This window comes from Flavobacterium caeni, from assembly GCF_900101895.1.
Lineage (GTDB): Bacteria > Bacteroidota > Bacteroidia > Flavobacteriales > Flavobacteriaceae > Flavobacterium > Flavobacterium caeni.
Genome location: NZ_FMVF01000009.1, coordinates 119,368 through 136,000 on the forward strand (window position 1 = coordinate 119,368; position 16,633 = coordinate 136,000).

A 16,633-nucleotide genomic window follows, 5' to 3' on the forward strand; every position below is an offset into this window, starting at 1 on the left:
TGTATTTTAGCGACACAATTCACACTGTATGTTTTTCGTCTACGATTTGTTGATTTCGGCAACAGGATTCGTCCTGAAAATAGTGGCATGGTTCAGCCCGAAGATGAAGCTTTTTGTCGACGGACGCAAAACGGTTTTCGATACTTTGACCGATAAAATAAAACCGACATACCGCACCATTTGGTTCCACGCGGCATCGCTGGGCGAATACGAGCAAGGGCTTCCCGTCATCGAGAAAATCAAGGAAAAATACCCCGCGCATAAAATTGTGTTGACGTTCTTTTCGCCGTCGGGATTCGAGGTGCGCAAGAACAATGCGGTGGCCGATGCAACGGTATACCTGCCGCTCGACACACAGCGCAACGCCAAGCGCTTTTTGGATGCCGTGCATCCCGATATGGTTTTTTTGATCAAATATGAGTATTGGCCGAACTATCTGCAAGAACTCAAGAAACGAAAAATCACGACCTACCTGGTTTCGGGAATTTTCCGTGAAAATCAAGTTTTTTTCAAATGGTACGGCGGGTTTTACCGAAAAGCGCTCGAGGCTTTCGATCATTTTTTTGTCCAGAATACCCAATCGAAAGACCTGTTGCTGTCGTTGGGCAAGACCAATGTGACGGTGTCGGGCGACACGCGGTTCGATCGCGTCGCGGCGATTTTGGAAAAAGACAACACGCTCGATTTTATTTCCCAATTCAAAAACGACACTTTGACGATTGTTGTGGGCAGCTCATGGCCCAAAGACGAAACGCTGCTGGTGGATTACATCAACAAAACCAACAATGCGGTCAAATTCATCATCGCGCCGCACAACATCAAACCCGATCAAATCGCCCAACTCAAAAATTCCCTCTCAAAGAAGACGGTTTTGTTTTCTGAAAAAGAAGGGAAAAATCTTGCCGATTACGACGTGTTCCTCATCGACACCATCGGCATCCTGACCAAAATATACAGCTATGCCGACATCGCCTATGTGGGCGGCGGTTTTGGGAATCCCGGTGTGCACAACATACTCGAACCCGCGACATTTGGCGTGCCCATTGTCATCGGGCCGAACTTTTCGCATTTTGCCGAGGCGACGGCATTGGTAGGAAACGGCGGCTGCGTGTCGGTTTCAAACCAAACGGAACTCGATGAAACGCTGGACAGCCTGATCCGCAACCAAGACATTCGCGGCGAAAAGGGCAGTATTTGTGCGACGTTTGTACAAATGAACAAAAATGCCACGCAAAAAATTTTGAAACAAATCGAAGCAAGCGGCGACACATCCAGCGGATTGGCGTCGTAAAAAACATTCAAGCATTTTCGGAATCCGCTAAATTATCGTTAAAGTTGGTCCGTCCTGCGCCATGCATCGCAATCCAACCGTTCAAAAATCCTATCTTTCGGCCCCAGATCGGGTCGTAGGGTGGCCCATTTGCAAAAACAATTCACTCAAACCCAATATTATGAGATTTTTACGATTACTCTTTTTGTTGTTCGTCATCCAAACCCAAGCGCAACAAGGCGGCATGTGGCTGCCGAACCTGCTTTCGGGCATGAACGAAAAGGAAATGAAAAGCCTGGGCATGAAAATGTCGGCGTCGGACATTTACGACGTGAACAAGTCGAGCCTCAAAGATGCCGTCCCGCATTTTAACGGCGGCTGTACCAGCGAGGTCATTTCACCCAAAGGACTGCTGCTCACCAACCACCATTGTGGGTACGGTCAAATCCAGGACCATTCGACCGTTGAGCACGATTACCTGACCAACGGTTTCTGGGCCTACAAGATGGAAGACGAACTGCCGAACAAAGATTTAGTTGTGACGTTCATCGTGCGTATCGAAGACGTGACCACCAAGGTACTCGACGGTACACAGTCGTTGGCCGAAGCCGACAAACAAAAGAAAATCCAGGACAACATCCAGTCGCTGAGCACGTCGCTGCCCAAAGAGAGCTGGCAGGAAAACCGCATCCGTACGTTTTATGAAGGCAACCAGTATTTGCTTTTTGTGACCGAAACCTATAAGGATGTACGACTCGTGGGCGCGCCGCCGTCGTCTATCGGCAAGTTCGGATCGGACACCGACAACTGGGTGTGGCCGCGTCATACCGGCGACTTTTCTTTGTTCCGCATCTATGCCGACAAAAACAACCGCCCGGCCGAATATTCGAAAGACAACGTGCCGTATACGCCCAAACATTTCTTACCTGTTTCGCTCGACGGGGTAAAAGAAAACGATTTTACGATGGTGTTCGGCTATCCAGGCCGTACTACAGAATACTTGCCCGCGGTGGCGGTCGAGCAAATCTTGAACGACATCAATCCGGCGCGTATTGCCGTACGCGATGCGGCGCTCAAGGTCGAGGACGGATTCATGCGCAAGGACCCGGCCATCAAGATCCAGTATGCGTCCAAGTATGCGAGCATCGCGAACTATTGGAAAAAATGGATCGGCGAATCGCAAGGTTTGAAAAAGTCGAACGCGGTTTCGGTCAAGAAAAAACAAGAAGCCGATTTCACCAACCGCGTCAATAAAGCGGGCAAACAAGCCGAATATGGCACCTTGCTGGCCGACTTCGACAAATACTATAAGGAGATCGCGCCCTATGCATTGGGCCGTGAGTATTTTCTGGAAATCGCGTTGCGCAATACCGAACTGCTCAGCGTGACCTATAAAATGTACCAACTCGAACAAATTTACAACAACAAGGGCGAGCAATCGTTCAACGACCGACGCAAAAACCTTGTGGACGGACTTGGGGATTTCTACAAAGACTTCAACAAAACTGTAGACGAAAAGGTGTTCGAGCAGTTGATTGCGATTTATTCGAAGAACTATCCGGCGCAATTTCTGCCGTCTGGCCTTTCGAATATCGATGCGGCCAAATTGAGCGCCGATGTATACGGGCAATCCAAAATGACGAGCCTCGACGGCGTCAGACAACTGCTTTCGGGCGATGCCCAAACGACTTTGGCCAACCTCAACAACGATCCGGCTTTTAAGTTGGTCAAGGAAATGGCCGATAAATACACCAAAGAAATCGCACCAAAATACGACGAGCTGAACCTCAAGATCACGGCTTTGCAGCGCAGCTACATGAAAGCGCAACTCGAACTGAACAAGGACGCGCGCATTTTCCCCGATGCGAACGGTACGCTGCGCGTGACCTATGGCAAGGTAAAAGGCTATGAGCCAAAGGACGCCACGATCTACACGCCTATTTCGTACCTGGATGGTGTGCTTGAAAAATACATTCCCGGCGACTATGAATTCGATGTGCCGTCTAAATTGATCGAGCTTCACAACAAAAAAGATTACGGGCCTTATGCCGAGAATGGGAAAATGCCGGTTTGTTTTATCGGGACCAACCACACCACGGGCGGTAATTCGGGCAGCCCGGCCATCGATGCTAGAGGCAATTTGATTGGCTTGAATTTTGACCGCGTTTGGGAAGGCACCATGAGCGATGTATACTACGATCCGGCCATTTGCAGGAACATTATGGTAGACATTCGGTATGTTTTATTCATCATCGACAAGTACGCCGGCGCCAAAAACCTGATCTCGGAACTTAAATTGGTTCATCCCAAAAAGAAATAAAAATTTGAATATCAACGAATTAAAAGCAATGTCAAACGGAAAATAAATATTTTGTTTACGTTTCGTTTTTGGCACGGTACTTGTAAGTAGTTTTTTTAGGTAACAGGTATCGGTTTTTGAAAAAAAAATTGAAAAAAAGTTTTGAGTATTAAAAAATTTATATCTTTGCCTCGAATTAATAATTAACCTTTTATAATTAAGTAAGATGAAAAAAGTATTTTTGAGCATGGCTGCTATCGCTGCTTTGACCGTAGTATCTTGTAAACAAGCTGAAGCTCCTGCAGAAGAGGCTCCAGTAACTGAAGAAGTTGCTCCTGTAGCTGAAGAGGCTGCTGTTGTTGCTGACTCTGCTGCTGCTGCTGCTACTGAAGCTGCTGCTACTGCTACTGACGCTGCTGCTACTGCTACTGACGCTGCTGCTGCTGCTACAGAAGAAGTGAAAAAATAATTAGGACCTCCTAATTACTTCAAAAGCCACGCATTGCGTGGCTTTTTTGTTTCTATACATTTCCGGAATAACTATTCCTGATCCAGGAATATAGTGTCGGCATCGGGGAAAGCCAAGCTCGGCTCTGAAAAATCCAATGTTTCCGATTCGGCCACATACTTCACGATTTCGTCTATGCCTTTTTGAAGCAACAATTCGGTGGTAAATTTTCGGCTGTTGGCCAACACCAATCCATCTTTGGAAAGCCTGAAAAAAAACTTCCCGCCGGTATTGCGCACCTTGGTAAACGCAAATGCTGTCGTGTTTTGCTTGATCTCGGCAATCATCAACTCGCAGTCGGATTTGTGTTTGGTGCCGATACTGGTAAAAATAGTTTTACCCTTGCGCGAAGCAAAGATAAACTTAAAATCGCCGTTTAGCTTTTTACTGATGACGAACGCACCCATAAGATTGGATTGATTGCAACCAAAAAAAAACTCCAAACAAAGTTTGGAGTCGATTTCTTTTTGTACTCGGAGCGGGACTTGAACCCGCACAGGCATTACTGCCCACTGGATTTTAAGTCCAGCGTGTCTACCGATTTCACCATCCGAGCAGTACACATTGGAGCGAAAAACGGGATTCGAACCCGCGACCTCCACCTTGGCAAGGTGGCGCTCTACCAACTGAGCTATTTTCGCGTACATTCTTTTAAAGAACCAATACATTGCTGTATTGCGAGGGCAAATTTACTACTAAAATCCAATTATGCAAACGTTTTTTGCAAAATTTGTCCCGAAAAAAATTAATCCGCTGATAACGAAACGGTAATACCCGAACTATTTTTTGGTCAGCATCCGTTTGATCTCGTTGAGTTTCATCATCGCCTCGATTGGCGTGAGCGTATTGAGGTCGAGCCCCAGGATTTCTTCCTTGATTTCTTCCAGCAGCGGATCGTCGAGGTTAAAGAAACTCATCTGCAGTTCCTGCTTTTCTTCCTTGACACCATTGAGCGCTTCACCCGAATGGTCTTTCTCTAATTTCTTGAGCAACTTCTGCGCGCGTGAAATCACCGTTTGCGGCATACCCGCCATCTTTGCGACATGGATTCCAAAGCTGTGCGCGCTTCCACCCTGCACCAACTTTCGGATGAACAGCACCGTATCTTTCATCTCCTTGACCGCCACGTTGAAATTCTTGACCCTTCCAAAAATATCCGACATTTCGTTGAGTTCGTGGTAGTGTGTCGCAAACAACGTCTTGGGACGCGCCGGATGTTCGTGCAAAAATTCGGCAATCGCCCATGCAATCGAGATGCCGTCGTAGGTGCTTGTCCCGCGTCCGATCTCGTCGAGCAACACCAAACTACGGTCTGAAATATTGTTCAGGATCGACGCCGTCTCGTTCATCTCGACCATAAACGTCGACTCGCCCATCGAGATGTTGTCCGAGGCGCCCACACGCGTAAAAATCTTGTCCACCACACCCATCGTGACACTTTCGGCGGGCACAAAGCTTCCCATCTGCGCGAGCAAAACGATCAATGCAGTTTGCCGCAAAATCGCCGATTTACCCGACATGTTCGGGCCCGTAATCATGATGATTTGCTGGTTTTCGCGGTCGAGCAGCACATCATTGGCGATGTACGGCGTTCCCACCGGAAGCTGTTTTTCGATCACCGGATGGCGTCCGTTCTTGATGTCGAGCGCAAAATCGTCGGTCAGTTCGGGGCAAACGTATTTGTTCTCGATGGCCAATTGGGCAAACGACGCCAGGCAATCGAGCTGCGCAACCAACTGGGCATTGGCCTGCACCTGTTTGATGTAGCCCGAGAGCCATGCGACCAACTGCTCGAACAATTCGACCTCGAGTTTGTATATTTTTTCTTCGGCGCCCAGGATTTTGCTTTCGTATTCCTTGAGTTCCTCGGTGATGTAGCGCTCGGCGTTCACCAACGTTTGCTTGCGGATCCATTCCGCAGGCACCTTGTCTTTGTGCGTATTGCGTACCTCGATATAATACCCGAACACATTGTTGAACGAAATCTTGAGCGACGAAATGCCCGTTCGCTCCGATTCCGATTTTTCGATGCCTTCCAGAAAATTCTTGCCCGAAGTCGAAATCGCGCGCAACTCATCGAGCTCTGGATGTACGCCTTGTGCGATGGCATTGCCCTTGGCGATCGCAACAGGTGCCTCCGGGTTCAGGGTCGCGGCTATTTTCTCGCGAAGCATTGCGCAGTCGTGCAACCGCTCGCCAAACGCCTTGACCGACGGATGGTCGCTGCCCAGCGCAAGGGCTTTGATGGGCGCAATGGCATCGAGCGATTCCTTGAGCGACACCACTTCGCGCGGACTGACCTTACCCGTGGCGATTTTCGAGATCAAACGCTCCAAATCGGCCATACGTTTGATTTGCTGTTGGATATTTTGCAGCACGTTTTTGTGGTCCTTCAAATAACCGACAAGCTCATGCCTTTCGACGATTCGCGAGCGGTCTTTGAGCGGCAGCGCCAGCCAACGTTTGAGCAAACGCCCGCCCATGGGCGACAACGTGCGGTCGATCACATCGAGCAACGTCACGGCGTTCGGATTGTAGCTGTGGTACAGTTCGAGGTTTCTGATCGTAAAACGGTCCATCCACACATAGGCGTCTTCGGCAATGCGTTGGATCGAGGCGATGTGCTGCAGTTTGTTGTGTTGCGTTTCAGACAGATAGTACAAAATCGCACCCGACGACACCACGCCTTCGGCCAAATCCTCGATCCCGAAACCTTTGAGCGAATTGGTCCCGAAGTGTTTGGTTAACGACTCCTCGGCATAGTCTTGTTTGTAAATCCAGTCCTCGAGCAGGAACGTATGGAAATCGTCGCCAAAAAAAGACTTGAACTGTCCCTTGTGCGCCTTGGGCACGAGTACTTCGCTCGGACGAAAGTTCTGCAACAGTTTGTCGATGTATTCTTCGTTGCCCTGCGCCGTCAGGAATTCCCCGGTCGAGACGTCCAGGAATGAAATCCCGATGAGCTTCTTCCCGAAATGAACCGACGCCAAAAAGTTGTTCGACTTGGACTGCAACACCTCGTCGTTGAGCGCCACGCCGGGCGTCACCAATTCGGTCACGCCACGTTTGACGATGGTCTTGGTCATTTTCGGATCTTCGAGCTGGTCGCAAACGGCCACGCGCAACCCGGCCTTGACCAGCTTGGGCAAATAGGTGTTCAACGAATGGTGTGGGAATCCGGCCAATGCCGTCTCTGATTCCGAACCGTTGCCGCGTTTGGTCAGCGTAATACCAAGGATCTTCGAGGCGCGTATCGCATCTTCGCCAAAGGTCTCGTAAAAGTCGCCCACGCGAAACAACAAGCACGCATCGGGATACTTGCGTTTGATCTCGTTGTACTGCTTCATGAGCGGCGTTTCCTTGAATTCTTTTGATGCGGCGGCCAAACTTTACGGGGTTTTTAAATTCGTGTCGGCGAATTTAGCGAATAAATACCAATCCAAAAATTAATTTAATTTTATGACGGTTTTGTATTCATCTAAAATTTTTTTATCTAGATTTGTCGGGTAATTCAAATAAAAACACAATGAAAAAAATATTTTTAGTTGCTGTTTTGGCTGTATTCAGCGTTACCGCACAAGCGCAAGCCAAGAAAACAACCAAAGCCGCTCCGGCCAAAAAAGAAGTCAAAGCCGATGCTCCTAAAGTAGAAGGCGCAGGCATGGTGTTCGAATCAGAAACCATCGATTACGGTACGATTCCACACAACGCCGACGGCAAACGCGAATTCGTTTTGACCAACAACGGCAACAAGCCCTTGATCATCACCAACGCCACAGGTTCTTGCGGCTGTACGGTTCCTACTTATCCTAAGGAGCCGATTGCACCAGGCGCCAAAGCGGTTATCGGTGTGAAATATGCCACCGACCGTGTGGGTGCTTTCACCAAAACCGTGACCATCACGTCTAACGCCGAAGGACAAGCTTCTAAAGTATTGACCATCAAAGGAACCGTCTTGGGTGACGACGCACCAAAAGGCTAATCCCCATTAACGATATCACAAAAGCTCTCTTTTTAGGGAGCTTTTTTTATTTTTGCACCATGCGTAAATTAGAAAACAGCGAACTCGACCGTAAATCGGTACAGGATTTCAAACAGGCCCAAAAAACGCCGCTCATCTTGGTGTTGGACGACATCCGAAGCCTGCACAACATTGGGTCGGTGTTCCGTACGGCCGATGCCTTTTTGATCGAAAAAATCTACCTGTGCGGCATCACGGCCACCCCACCCAACAAGGAAATCCACAAAACGGCGCTGGGTGCCACCGAAACCGTCGATTGGCAGCACGACAAAGATGTGCTCTCGGTGATCGCGAACTTGCAAGCCGAGCAAGTGGCGGTTTATGCCATCGAACAGGTCGAAAACGCCACCTTCCTGAACGACTTTGCGCCCGAACCGGGCAAAAAATACGCGCTCGTGTTTGGAAACGAAGTTTTTGGCGTCAACCAAAAAGCGGTAGCGGCCTGTAACGGCAGCATCGAAATCCCGCAACTGGGATCGAAACACTCGCTCAACATTTCGGTCAGCGCCGGTATTGTCGTGTGGGATTTGTTCCAGAAAATGGCCCGATAACGTTTCGCGCCACTACGAATAGGCGCTGGAGCTAAAAACGAGCGTTCAACTTACCGAAATCCAGCCCTTGCTTAACGCCGCTGTTGGCCGACATGCAATTGGTTTTCTAAATAAATTCTTTTTGCCAACGCCAAATCCAGCGTTTTCTCATCGGATATTTCGATGAAATATTCCAACTGCCATTTTTGCGTTTTTTCGGCTTGTTTACTATTTGGCTTATCCCAAATCGGATAAACACGCAAACCTCTTTTTCCTTGGGTTGAAGCACTTGAAATTATACCTTGACGCAAAAGAACAGGCTTCGGAAATACGAATTGTGCGGTTCTTTTTTCGAACGCTACATTTATGATGATATAGTCAAGTTGGTCAGCGACATCATAAGGTTGCGTGACCCCAATTTCATTTCTTTTCCAAACCGTAACAAATTGCCCAATTTTCTTTGGCGTAATCTTAGCATTTCTAAATAGTACTTTTTTGGCGTCAATGTCAAAACTGTATGCCGAATATGCTGCACTTTCTTTATTTTCTATAAGATTGCCGAAACGCATTCCAAGTTTATCAAAAACCTGACTTTTAATCTTAAAGAGGATTTCCGGAATTTTTGTTTCAGTCATTGTTTTGTTCGCAATGTTGCAGCAGGTCGGCTACCTACCCTATTTTTTGCTGGATCTGTTCGAGTATGAACACATAGTCTTCCTGGTTCTTGACGAAATCGCGATCAGAAACATCAATAACCAGCACGTTCAAATCGGGTTGCGATTTGATGTAATCCAAATACCCCCTATTGATTTTATCGAGATAATCGGCCGGGATTTCCTGCTCGTAACTGCGCCCGCGCTGTTTGATGTTGGCCAGCAACCGCTCGGTGTTCTGGTACAGATACACATACAAATCGGGCTTGGGCATTTCGCGGTAAATGATCTCGAACAACTTGCGGTACAGCCTGTACTCGTCGTCGGTGAGCGTGATCTTTGCAAAAATCAACGATTTGAAGATGTGGTAATCGGCCACGATAAAATCCTTGAACAAATCAAATTGCGCGAGGTCGTCGGCGATTTGCTGGTACCTGTCGGCCAAAAAAGACATTTCGAGCGGAAACGCATACCGCGCCTGGTCTTCGTAAAACTTGGGCAAAAACGGGTTGTCGGCAAACCGCTCGAGCACCGTCTTGGCGTTAAAATCCTCGGCAATCTTGTTGGTAAGCGTGGTTTTGCCTGCCCCGATGTTTCCTTCGATGGCGATGTAGTTGAAATGCTCGAGTTGGATGGCCGAAAGCGGCGCCTGCAACGTGCCGATCACCTTGCACTGGCTTTTGTCTTCGGAAGCGCGCAACAATTCGGGCAGGTATTTTTGCAGGATCGGATGCCGCCAATCGAGCTTCAAGTCGCGCATCGGAAGCAATACAAACAAACGCTCCTGCATGTGCGGATGCGGCACCTGGAGGTTGCCTGTGGCGATGATATCTTCGTCAAAAGCAATCAGGTCGATGTCGATCGTACGCGATTGGTAGCCTTCGCCCTGGTTCCTGACACGGCCCAGGCTTTCCTCTATCGAAAGGATTTTCGAAAGGATTTCCTGCGCGGTCCTGGTGGCGTGCAACACCAACGCGCAATTGTAAAACGGTGCGCTTTCGAAACCCCAGGCAGGTGTTTCATACAGCTTTGAAACCTTGACCACCGTACCCGCCTTTTGGTGGATCAGCGCCAACGCCGATTGGATATACTGCAAGCGGTCGCCCTGGTTGCTGCCTATCGATAAAATGACTTGGTGCTGGTTCATATTAAGGGCAAATTAACTAAAAGAATTTTAGAAACCGCGTATATTTGCTGGGGCTGTTGATAAGTTGTTCGCGGCCCGGCAAACCCAAACCCTTTCACATTATGCGGTTTTTATCGAACGTTTTGGCCACGCTGGTTGGCCTGTTTATTTTTTGCATGATGGGCTTTTTCCTGCTCATCTTTATCGCCGCCATCGCGGGCAGCGGTTCCGATACCGTTTCGGTCAAGGACAATTCGGTGATTGTACTCGATTTGTCGCGTATCACCAACGATTACGGTGGCAAGATCAACTACAAAGACATCGACTATTTCGAGGAAAACCACGACGGTGTCGTCGACATACTGCGCGCCATCGAAGCCGCGCAAACCGACCCGAGCATCAAGGGCATCTCGATCCTGAACAACCAATCGCAACTCGGCATGGCGCAAAACAAGGCCATACGCGATGCGCTCGAACAGTTCAAGCAATCGGGCAAGTTCGTCTACGCCTACGCCAACTACTATACGCAAAAGGAATACTACCTGAACTCGGTGGCCAATGCGGTGTATTTGAACCCGGTAGGTGAAATGGACTTCAAAGGGCTGTCCTCAGAAATCATGTTCTTCAAAGACCTGCAGGAGAAATCGGGTGTCAAGGTCGAAGTGATCCGTCACGGCAAATACAAAAGCGCCGTCGAACCGTTCCTCGACAACAAAATGAGCGACGCCAACCGCGAGCAAATCTCGGCCTTGCTGCAATCGGTTTGGGATGCGACCATTGTAGACATCGCCAAAAGCCGAAACGTGCCCGAACAAAGGCTCAACGAAATCGCTAACGGACTCCTCGCGCGTACGCCCGAGATGGCGCTGGCCGAAAAACTGGTCGACAAAGTGGTGTATGAAGACGTATACCACGACGACATCCGCAAAAAACTCAAGGTAGACGCAAACGAAAAATACAACCAGATCGACATCCTCGATTATGCCGAAAACATAGCCACCACGGCCGATACTTACCTGGCGCCCGACAAAATCGCGATCATTTATGCGCAAGGCGAAATCGACGGTGGCGAAGGCGACGTGACCACCATAGGCGAAGGGTCGATCCGGCGTTCGCTTCAAGAGGCGCGCAAAGACGATGCGGTCAAGGCCATCGTTTTGCGCATCGATTCGCCCGGCGGAAGCGCGCTGACCTCCGATTTGATCTGGCGCGAAATCGAACTGACCAAAAAAGAAAAACCCGTCGTGGTATCGATGGGCAACCTCGCGGCCTCGGGCGGCTACTACATCGCGTGCAACAGCAACCGCATTTTTGCCGAAGCCAACACCATTACGGGATCGATCGGCGTGTTTGGGATGCTTCCGAACTTTACGCCATTGGCCACCAAGATCGGCATCAACACCGAACAGGTTTCGACGCACGCCAACGCCGCGGGCTACAGCGCGTTCAAGCCGTTGTCGGAAAACTTCAAGAACGTCACGCAGGAAAGCGTCGAGCGCATTTACGGCACTTTTGTAGACCGCGTGGCCAAGGGTCGGAAAATGACGACCGCCGCGGTAGATTCGATTGGGCAAGGGCGCGTATGGTCGGGTTCCGAAGCACTGAAGATTGGGCTCGTAGACGAAATCGGCGGACTCGACGACGCCATCGCGTATGCGGCCAAACTCGCCAAGACCGAAGATTTTGCCACGCAAGACTTTCCCGAGTACGAAAAGAGTTTTTGGGATTGGCTCGAAAGCATGGGCATGCCATTCGCCAAAAGCCGCGAAACGGTACTGCGCGAAGAAATCGGCGAGGAAAACTACCGCATGATCCAACAAATAAAGCGCATCACCGCGCAAAAAGGCGTACGGGCGGCCCTGCCGTTTGGCATCGACATAAGATAAGCCAGGCCAAGACGTCCTAAAATTTTGATAAAAGTGCGGCAAAATCCAACATTTGCCGCACTTTGTCGTTACTTTTGAAACTGTTAAAATTTGCGCTATTTTTGCGCCATCGTAGAACCAAACCCTGAATCATGGTCAAGAAAATTTTAAAGATTTCCGGAATCGTTTTGTTGTTGCTGATCGCGGCGCTTGTTGCGGCGCCGTTCTTATTCGAAGATACCATCAAGGCCAAAATCGCCGAGGCCATCAACGAAAAAGTAGACGCCAAGGTGTCGTTTGCCGATGCCGATTTGAGTTTGTTGCGCAGTTTCCCGCAGGCCAGCGTCAACGTAGAAAAGTTGCTTATCATCAACAAGGCGCCGTTCGAGGGCGATACGCTGGTTTCGATGGGCGAAATCAACCTCAAGATGTCGGTCAAGGAATTGTTCAAAGGCAAGGACGAACCCATGAACATCGAGGCGTTTTCATCCAAGGACGCCAAAATCAACATCCTGTTCAACAAAGACGGCGTGGGCAATTTTGACATCGCGCTCAAGGACGACCAGCCGAGCGACGGGACCAGCGATCCGTTGTCGCTCAAGATCCAGGAATACAAATTCGAGAACCTGCGTTTTACGTATTTTGACGAAGGCTCGAAGATCAAGATGGTGGTCGACAGCTTGAACCACTCGGGTACGGGCGACTTTACGGCCTCGAAACTCGACCTCGACACGCACTCGACGGCCAAGGTGTCGCTCGACATGGACAAGATCAACTACATGAACAAGGTGGCGCTCACGCTCGATGCGGTGCTGGGCATCGATCTCGAGAAAAGCAAGTACGAATTCAAACAAAACAAGGCGCTCATCAACCAATTGCCGCTCGAGTTCAACGGCTTTATCCAATTGGTCGAAAACGGGCAGCAGTACGATTTGACGTTCAAGACGCCTACGTCGAGCTTCCAGAATTTCCTCGGACTGATTCCAGGCGCCTATGCGGGCAGCCTCGACAAGGTCAAGACCACGGGCGATTTTACCGTATCGGGATTTGCCAAAGGAATTTACACCGATACGACGGTGCCGAAATTCAATATCGCCATCGCATCGAACAACGCCTCGTTCCAATACCCCGATTTGCCCAAATCGGTCAACAACATCGTGATCGACACCAAGATCGTCAACGAGACGGGCAACCTCAACGATACGTATGTGAACCTCGACAAGCTGTCGTTCCGCATCGACCAGGACGTGTTCAACGCCAAGGCCAACATCCGCAATGTGGCCGAAAATGCGCTGGTAGACGCCGCGCTCGACGGTACGATCAACCTGGGCAATTTGTCGAAGGCCTATCCGATCAAGCTCGACACGCCGCTTTCGGGTATTTTGGTGGCCGATATCGACACCAAATTCGACATGAAATCGGTCGAGACAAGCCAATACCAGAACATGCAGAATTCGGGCAACCTGACGCTCACGGGCTTCAAATATGTAGACGAACAAAGCAAGGCCATCAACATCAACAAGGCCGTGGTCGATTTCACCAACACCAAGATCGACCTCAAACAACTCGACGCGACCACGGGCAAAACCGACCTCAAGGTAAGCGGCACGCTCGAGAATTTTTACGGATTCATGCTCAAGAACCAAGAGCTCAAGGGCAACTTTAACCTGCAATCGAACCAATTCGCCGTATCGGATTTCATGACCGACGCCGCGCCAAAGGCCAACGAAAAGGCCACGAACAAAGAAGCCGTAAAGATCCCGGCGTTCCTCAATTGTACGCTCAACGCCAAGGCCAACAAGGTGTTGTACGACAACCTGGTGTTGCAGGATGTATCGGGAAAAATCATCGTCAAAGACCAAAAAGCGACGCTCGAAAACGTCAAGACGGCCATTTTTGGGGGTAACATCGGTGTAGACGGTTCGGTATCGACCAAGGAAAAAGTGCCGCGTTTCGACATGAACCTCAAACTCAACGCAGTAGACATCAAACAAACGTTTACGCAGCTCGAGATGATGAAGAACATCGCGCCGATTGCGGGCGTGATCAACGGCAAACTCAATTCGACGGTCAAGGTATCGGGCAACCTCGATGCGACCGAAATGACGCCCGACCTGAATTCGATCACGGGCGATTTGATCGGGCAGTTGCTCTCGACGACGGTCAACGAAAAAACATCGCCATTGCTCACCAAACTCGATGACAGCATGGGCTTTATTGATTTGCAGAAACTCAACCTCAACGATTTGAAGGCGGCGCTTACGTTCCAGGACGGCAAGGTCAACGTCAAACCGTTCGATTTGAAATACCAGGACATCAAGGTAACCGTGGGCGGTTCGCACGGTTTTGACCAATCGATGAATTACAACCTCAAGTTCGATGTGCCCGCCAAATACCTGGGTACCGAAGCCAACAAACTGATCGCGAAACTCACGCCGGCCGAGGCCAATAAGTTAGAGAACATTCCGGTCAATGCCGTGATTGGCGGTAACTTCTCGAATCCGAAGATTTCGACCGATATGAAACAGGCCATGACCAACTTGACGGCGCAACTCGTCAAACAGCAAAAGGACAAACTCGTCAACCAAGGCACGAGCGCGCTGGGCAACATTCTGAGCGGCGGCGGGAAAAAGGACACCACCAAAACCGCGACGCCAACCACCAAGAACGAAGACGTCAAACAGGCCGCGGGCCAGGTACTCGAAGGATTGTTCGGCAAGAAGAAAAAGCAACAGCAATAGACTAAAACGACAAAAGGCCCGGTGTTTCGGGCCTTTTTTATTTACTGATCCTGTCAGCCGCGCAAACGACCTTCGATCCATGCTTGCTCCTGCCTGAGCTGTTCGAGCCGCAATTCGGCTGCCACCCACTCCGACAACGATTCCGCCGCCTGTTGGGCCGATTGCTTGCCCGTGACGTCTACAAAATTGGTGTAGACCTTGGGCTGTCTTTGCGAGGTGAATCCGGCCAAGGCCGAAGCCGTCAAGGCCTTTTCGTATTTTCTGCGGTGCAAGTCGATTTTTTTGGACACGCGCCACTGCCGCAGTCGATTTTGCTGTAACAGGGCATGCAACTGCCGCTCGCGCTCGGCGTCGGCATCGGGCGGCGCGGCCTTGCTTTTGTTGATCCAGGCCAACAGTTCGGTGAATTTTTGGCTGGCCTCGAGCGGAAGGTCGCGTTGACCACATTCGATCATCGAAAGATACCCGGTACTGATACCCAGTATCTGAGCGGCATCGGGCTGTGTAAGCCCTAGTGTTGCACTAAGTGAAGTATTGTTTTTCATGTGGTTTGATTTTTTTGTTGATGTCGATCAAATCCAATCTGTTGTGAAAAATCTGTTGTGTTTTTTTCACAACAGATTTTTCACAACAACAATGCCACGTTTGAAGAAACGCCGAACCGCTGCCCCGAAGCCAGTACAAAAAAAGAAGTGCCGTCGCAGAAAATCAGACGATGCTAAGGCGCACGATATAGCCCTCGAAACCGCGGACATTGAACACCGTGCCGTCGTCAAAAATCAGGTATTGCCCTTGGATCCCCACCAAGGTACCCGAGTATTCGGGCGTTTTGTCGAGGTTGAGCCCCGTGACTTTTACCGGGCGCTGCGTCACCGGATAGTCCATGGTGTAGTGCTCGACCAGGCTTGGGTTGAAGTAGGGCTTGACTTCGTCGGGAAGCCAATCGTATACGCGCAACCGCTCGGCCGCGAGGTCGCGTTCGAGCACATCGTGTTGCAGCATTTTGCGCCAATTGGTTTTGTCGGTAAAATGGTTTTTGAGCGCGACTTCGGTGATGCCCGCCAGGTAGCGGTTGGGTACCTCGACAACAGAAATGGCCTGCCAGGCGCCCTGGTCGATCCAACGCGTCGGGATTTGCGACTTGCGCGTCACGCCCACCTTGACCTCGCTCGAGAGCGCGAGATACACCACATGCGGTTGCACCTGTACGCGGGTTTCGTAGTCCAAATCGCGGTCGGCAATGCCGAGGTGCGCCGTGCTCAGTTCGGGCCGCATGATCCAATCGCCCACGGCCGGGCTGCTGTAAAAACAATCGTAACAAAAACCCTGTCGGTAAATTTTCTTGTGTTTTTTGCAGTTGAGGCATTGGTAGCCTTCGAACGCCAGCGCGATACGCTTGCCGATCAATTGGTTGACGTTGATGAAACTGGTTTCGAACACCAAATAATACTGGATGGGTGTGGCGAATTCGGTTTCCATTTTGGCGAGCGTTCCTTGGTATTGCATGGCGGTGTACAGATTTTGCGGATTGCGGACGACGCATATCCTAAAATTTTTTATTTTTGGTGAAGTTGTAAAGGTAGCATTTGTGATTTGAATTGTCAATCACAATGTTCAAAT

The 16,633-nt window shown here is 49.9% G+C and carries 13 protein-coding genes and 2 tRNA genes; 7 read left to right on the forward strand and 8 right to left on the reverse strand.

The window, feature by feature from the left end:
* Positions 1–28 precede the first annotated feature (28 nt).
* The 3 genes from BLP55_RS10405 to BLP55_RS10415 all read left to right on the forward strand — a co-directional run bounded on the left by BLP55_RS10405 (position 29) and on the right by BLP55_RS10415 (position 4,038).
* Positions 29–1,291, forward strand: coding sequence for a 3-deoxy-D-manno-octulosonic acid transferase (locus BLP55_RS10405; RefSeq protein ID WP_091143292.1), 1,263 nt, complete (start codon positions 29–31; stop codon positions 1,289–1,291).
* A 160-nt stretch (positions 1,292–1,451) separates the two neighbouring features.
* On the forward strand, positions 1,452–3,590 hold the full coding sequence (locus BLP55_RS10410) for a S46 family peptidase (protein ID WP_091143297.1): 2,139 nt from the start codon (positions 1,452–1,454) through the stop codon (positions 3,588–3,590).
* Between the two features lie 205 nt (positions 3,591–3,795).
* On the forward strand, positions 3,796–4,038 hold the full coding sequence (locus BLP55_RS10415; RefSeq protein WP_091143300.1) for a hypothetical protein: 243 nt from the start codon (positions 3,796–3,798) through the stop codon (positions 4,036–4,038).
* 71 nt (positions 4,039–4,109) lie between these two features.
* Here BLP55_RS10415 and BLP55_RS10420 read toward each other — a convergent pair whose 3' ends face one another.
* The 4 genes from BLP55_RS10420 to mutS form a co-directional block, all read right to left on the reverse strand.
* A complete protein-coding gene (locus tag BLP55_RS10420; RefSeq protein WP_091143302.1) occupies positions 4,110–4,484 on the reverse strand; it encodes a DUF1508 domain-containing protein in 375 nt (124 codons plus the stop codon).
* A gap of 63 nt (positions 4,485–4,547) precedes the next feature.
* Positions 4,548–4,633, reverse strand: a tRNA-Leu gene (locus BLP55_RS10425).
* A 9-nt stretch (positions 4,634–4,642) separates the two neighbouring features.
* A tRNA-Gly gene (locus BLP55_RS10430) sits at positions 4,643–4,718 on the reverse strand.
* Positions 4,719–4,856: 138 nt separating this feature from the next.
* Positions 4,857–7,463 carry a DNA mismatch repair protein MutS gene (mutS, locus tag BLP55_RS10435; protein ID WP_170826844.1) on the reverse strand — a complete coding sequence of 869 codons (2,607 nt, stop codon included), beginning with the start codon at positions 7,461–7,463 and terminating at the stop codon, positions 4,857–4,859.
* A gap of 140 nt (positions 7,464–7,603) precedes the next feature.
* Between mutS and BLP55_RS10440 the strand changes: the two genes are divergently transcribed.
* Together BLP55_RS10440 and BLP55_RS10445 are read left to right on the forward strand one after the other, a co-directional pair.
* Positions 7,604–8,059 (forward strand): DUF1573 domain-containing protein, encoded by a 456-nt coding sequence (locus BLP55_RS10440; protein WP_091143305.1) that lies wholly within the window; start codon positions 7,604–7,606, stop codon positions 8,057–8,059.
* Positions 8,060–8,118: 59 nt separating this feature from the next.
* Positions 8,119–8,649 (forward strand): RNA methyltransferase, encoded by a 531-nt coding sequence (locus tag BLP55_RS10445; protein WP_091143308.1) that lies wholly within the window; start codon positions 8,119–8,121, stop codon positions 8,647–8,649.
* Between the two features lie 71 nt (positions 8,650–8,720).
* Here BLP55_RS10445 and BLP55_RS10450 read toward each other — a convergent pair whose 3' ends face one another.
* Together BLP55_RS10450 and folK are read right to left on the reverse strand one after the other, a co-directional pair.
* Positions 8,721–9,263, reverse strand: coding sequence for a MepB family protein (locus BLP55_RS10450; RefSeq protein WP_091143312.1), 543 nt, complete (start codon positions 9,261–9,263; stop codon positions 8,721–8,723).
* 34 nt (positions 9,264–9,297) lie between these two features.
* Positions 9,298–10,428, reverse strand: coding sequence for a 2-amino-4-hydroxy-6-hydroxymethyldihydropteridine diphosphokinase (gene folK / locus BLP55_RS10455; RefSeq protein ID WP_091143316.1), 1,131 nt, complete (start codon positions 10,426–10,428; stop codon positions 9,298–9,300).
* Positions 10,429–10,529: 101 nt separating this feature from the next.
* On the opposite strand from folK, the gene sppA reads away from it, so the two are divergent.
* Together sppA and BLP55_RS10465 are read left to right on the forward strand one after the other, a co-directional pair.
* A complete protein-coding gene (sppA, locus tag BLP55_RS10460; protein ID WP_091143319.1) occupies positions 10,530–12,293 on the forward strand; it encodes a signal peptide peptidase SppA in 1,764 nt (587 codons plus the stop codon).
* Between the two features lie 131 nt (positions 12,294–12,424).
* Positions 12,425–15,013: an AsmA-like C-terminal region-containing protein gene (locus BLP55_RS10465; protein WP_091143324.1), complete on the forward strand. Its 2,589-nt coding sequence runs from the start codon at positions 12,425–12,427 to the stop codon at positions 15,011–15,013.
* 53 nt (positions 15,014–15,066) lie between these two features.
* Here BLP55_RS10465 and BLP55_RS10470 read toward each other — a convergent pair whose 3' ends face one another.
* On the reverse strand, positions 15,067–15,558 hold the full coding sequence (locus BLP55_RS10470; protein ID WP_139149648.1) for a helix-turn-helix domain-containing protein: 492 nt from the start codon (positions 15,556–15,558) through the stop codon (positions 15,067–15,069).
* A 163-nt stretch (positions 15,559–15,721) separates the two neighbouring features.
* A complete protein-coding gene (locus tag BLP55_RS10475) occupies positions 15,722–16,519 on the reverse strand; it encodes a DUF2797 domain-containing protein (protein ID WP_091143331.1) in 798 nt (265 codons plus the stop codon).
* Between the last annotated feature and the right edge of the window lie 114 nt (positions 16,520–16,633).

Bases quoted from the DNA above. Each gene is read 5' to 3' on its own strand.
- BLP55_RS10405 (WP_091143292.1), top strand. From the start codon at position 29: ATGTTTTTCGTCTACGATTTGTTGATTTCGGCAACAGGATTCGTCCTG.
- folK (WP_091143316.1), bottom strand. From the start codon at position 10,428: ATGAACCAGCACCAAGTCATTTTATCGATAGGCAGCAACCAGGGCGAC.
- BLP55_RS10470 (WP_139149648.1), bottom strand. From the start codon at position 15,558: ATGAAAAACAATACTTCACTTAGTGCAACACTAGGGCTTACACAGCCC.
- BLP55_RS10465 (WP_091143324.1), top strand. From the start codon at position 12,425: ATGGTCAAGAAAATTTTAAAGATTTCCGGAATCGTTTTGTTGTTGCTG.
- BLP55_RS10450 (WP_091143312.1), bottom strand. From the start codon at position 9,263: ATGACTGAAACAAAAATTCCGGAAATCCTCTTTAAGATTAAAAGTCAG.
- BLP55_RS10445 (WP_091143308.1), top strand. From the start codon at position 8,119: ATGCGTAAATTAGAAAACAGCGAACTCGACCGTAAATCGGTACAGGAT.
- sppA (WP_091143319.1), top strand. From the start codon at position 10,530: ATGCGGTTTTTATCGAACGTTTTGGCCACGCTGGTTGGCCTGTTTATT.
- BLP55_RS10410 (WP_091143297.1), top strand. From the start codon at position 1,452: ATGAGATTTTTACGATTACTCTTTTTGTTGTTCGTCATCCAAACCCAA.
- BLP55_RS10475 (WP_091143331.1), bottom strand. From the start codon at position 16,519: ATGCAATACCAAGGAACGCTCGCCAAAATGGAAACCGAATTCGCCACA.
- BLP55_RS10420 (WP_091143302.1), bottom strand. From the start codon at position 4,484: ATGGGTGCGTTCGTCATCAGTAAAAAGCTAAACGGCGATTTTAAGTTT.
- BLP55_RS10440 (WP_091143305.1), top strand. From the start codon at position 7,604: ATGAAAAAAATATTTTTAGTTGCTGTTTTGGCTGTATTCAGCGTTACC.
- BLP55_RS10415 (WP_091143300.1), top strand. From the start codon at position 3,796: ATGAAAAAAGTATTTTTGAGCATGGCTGCTATCGCTGCTTTGACCGTA.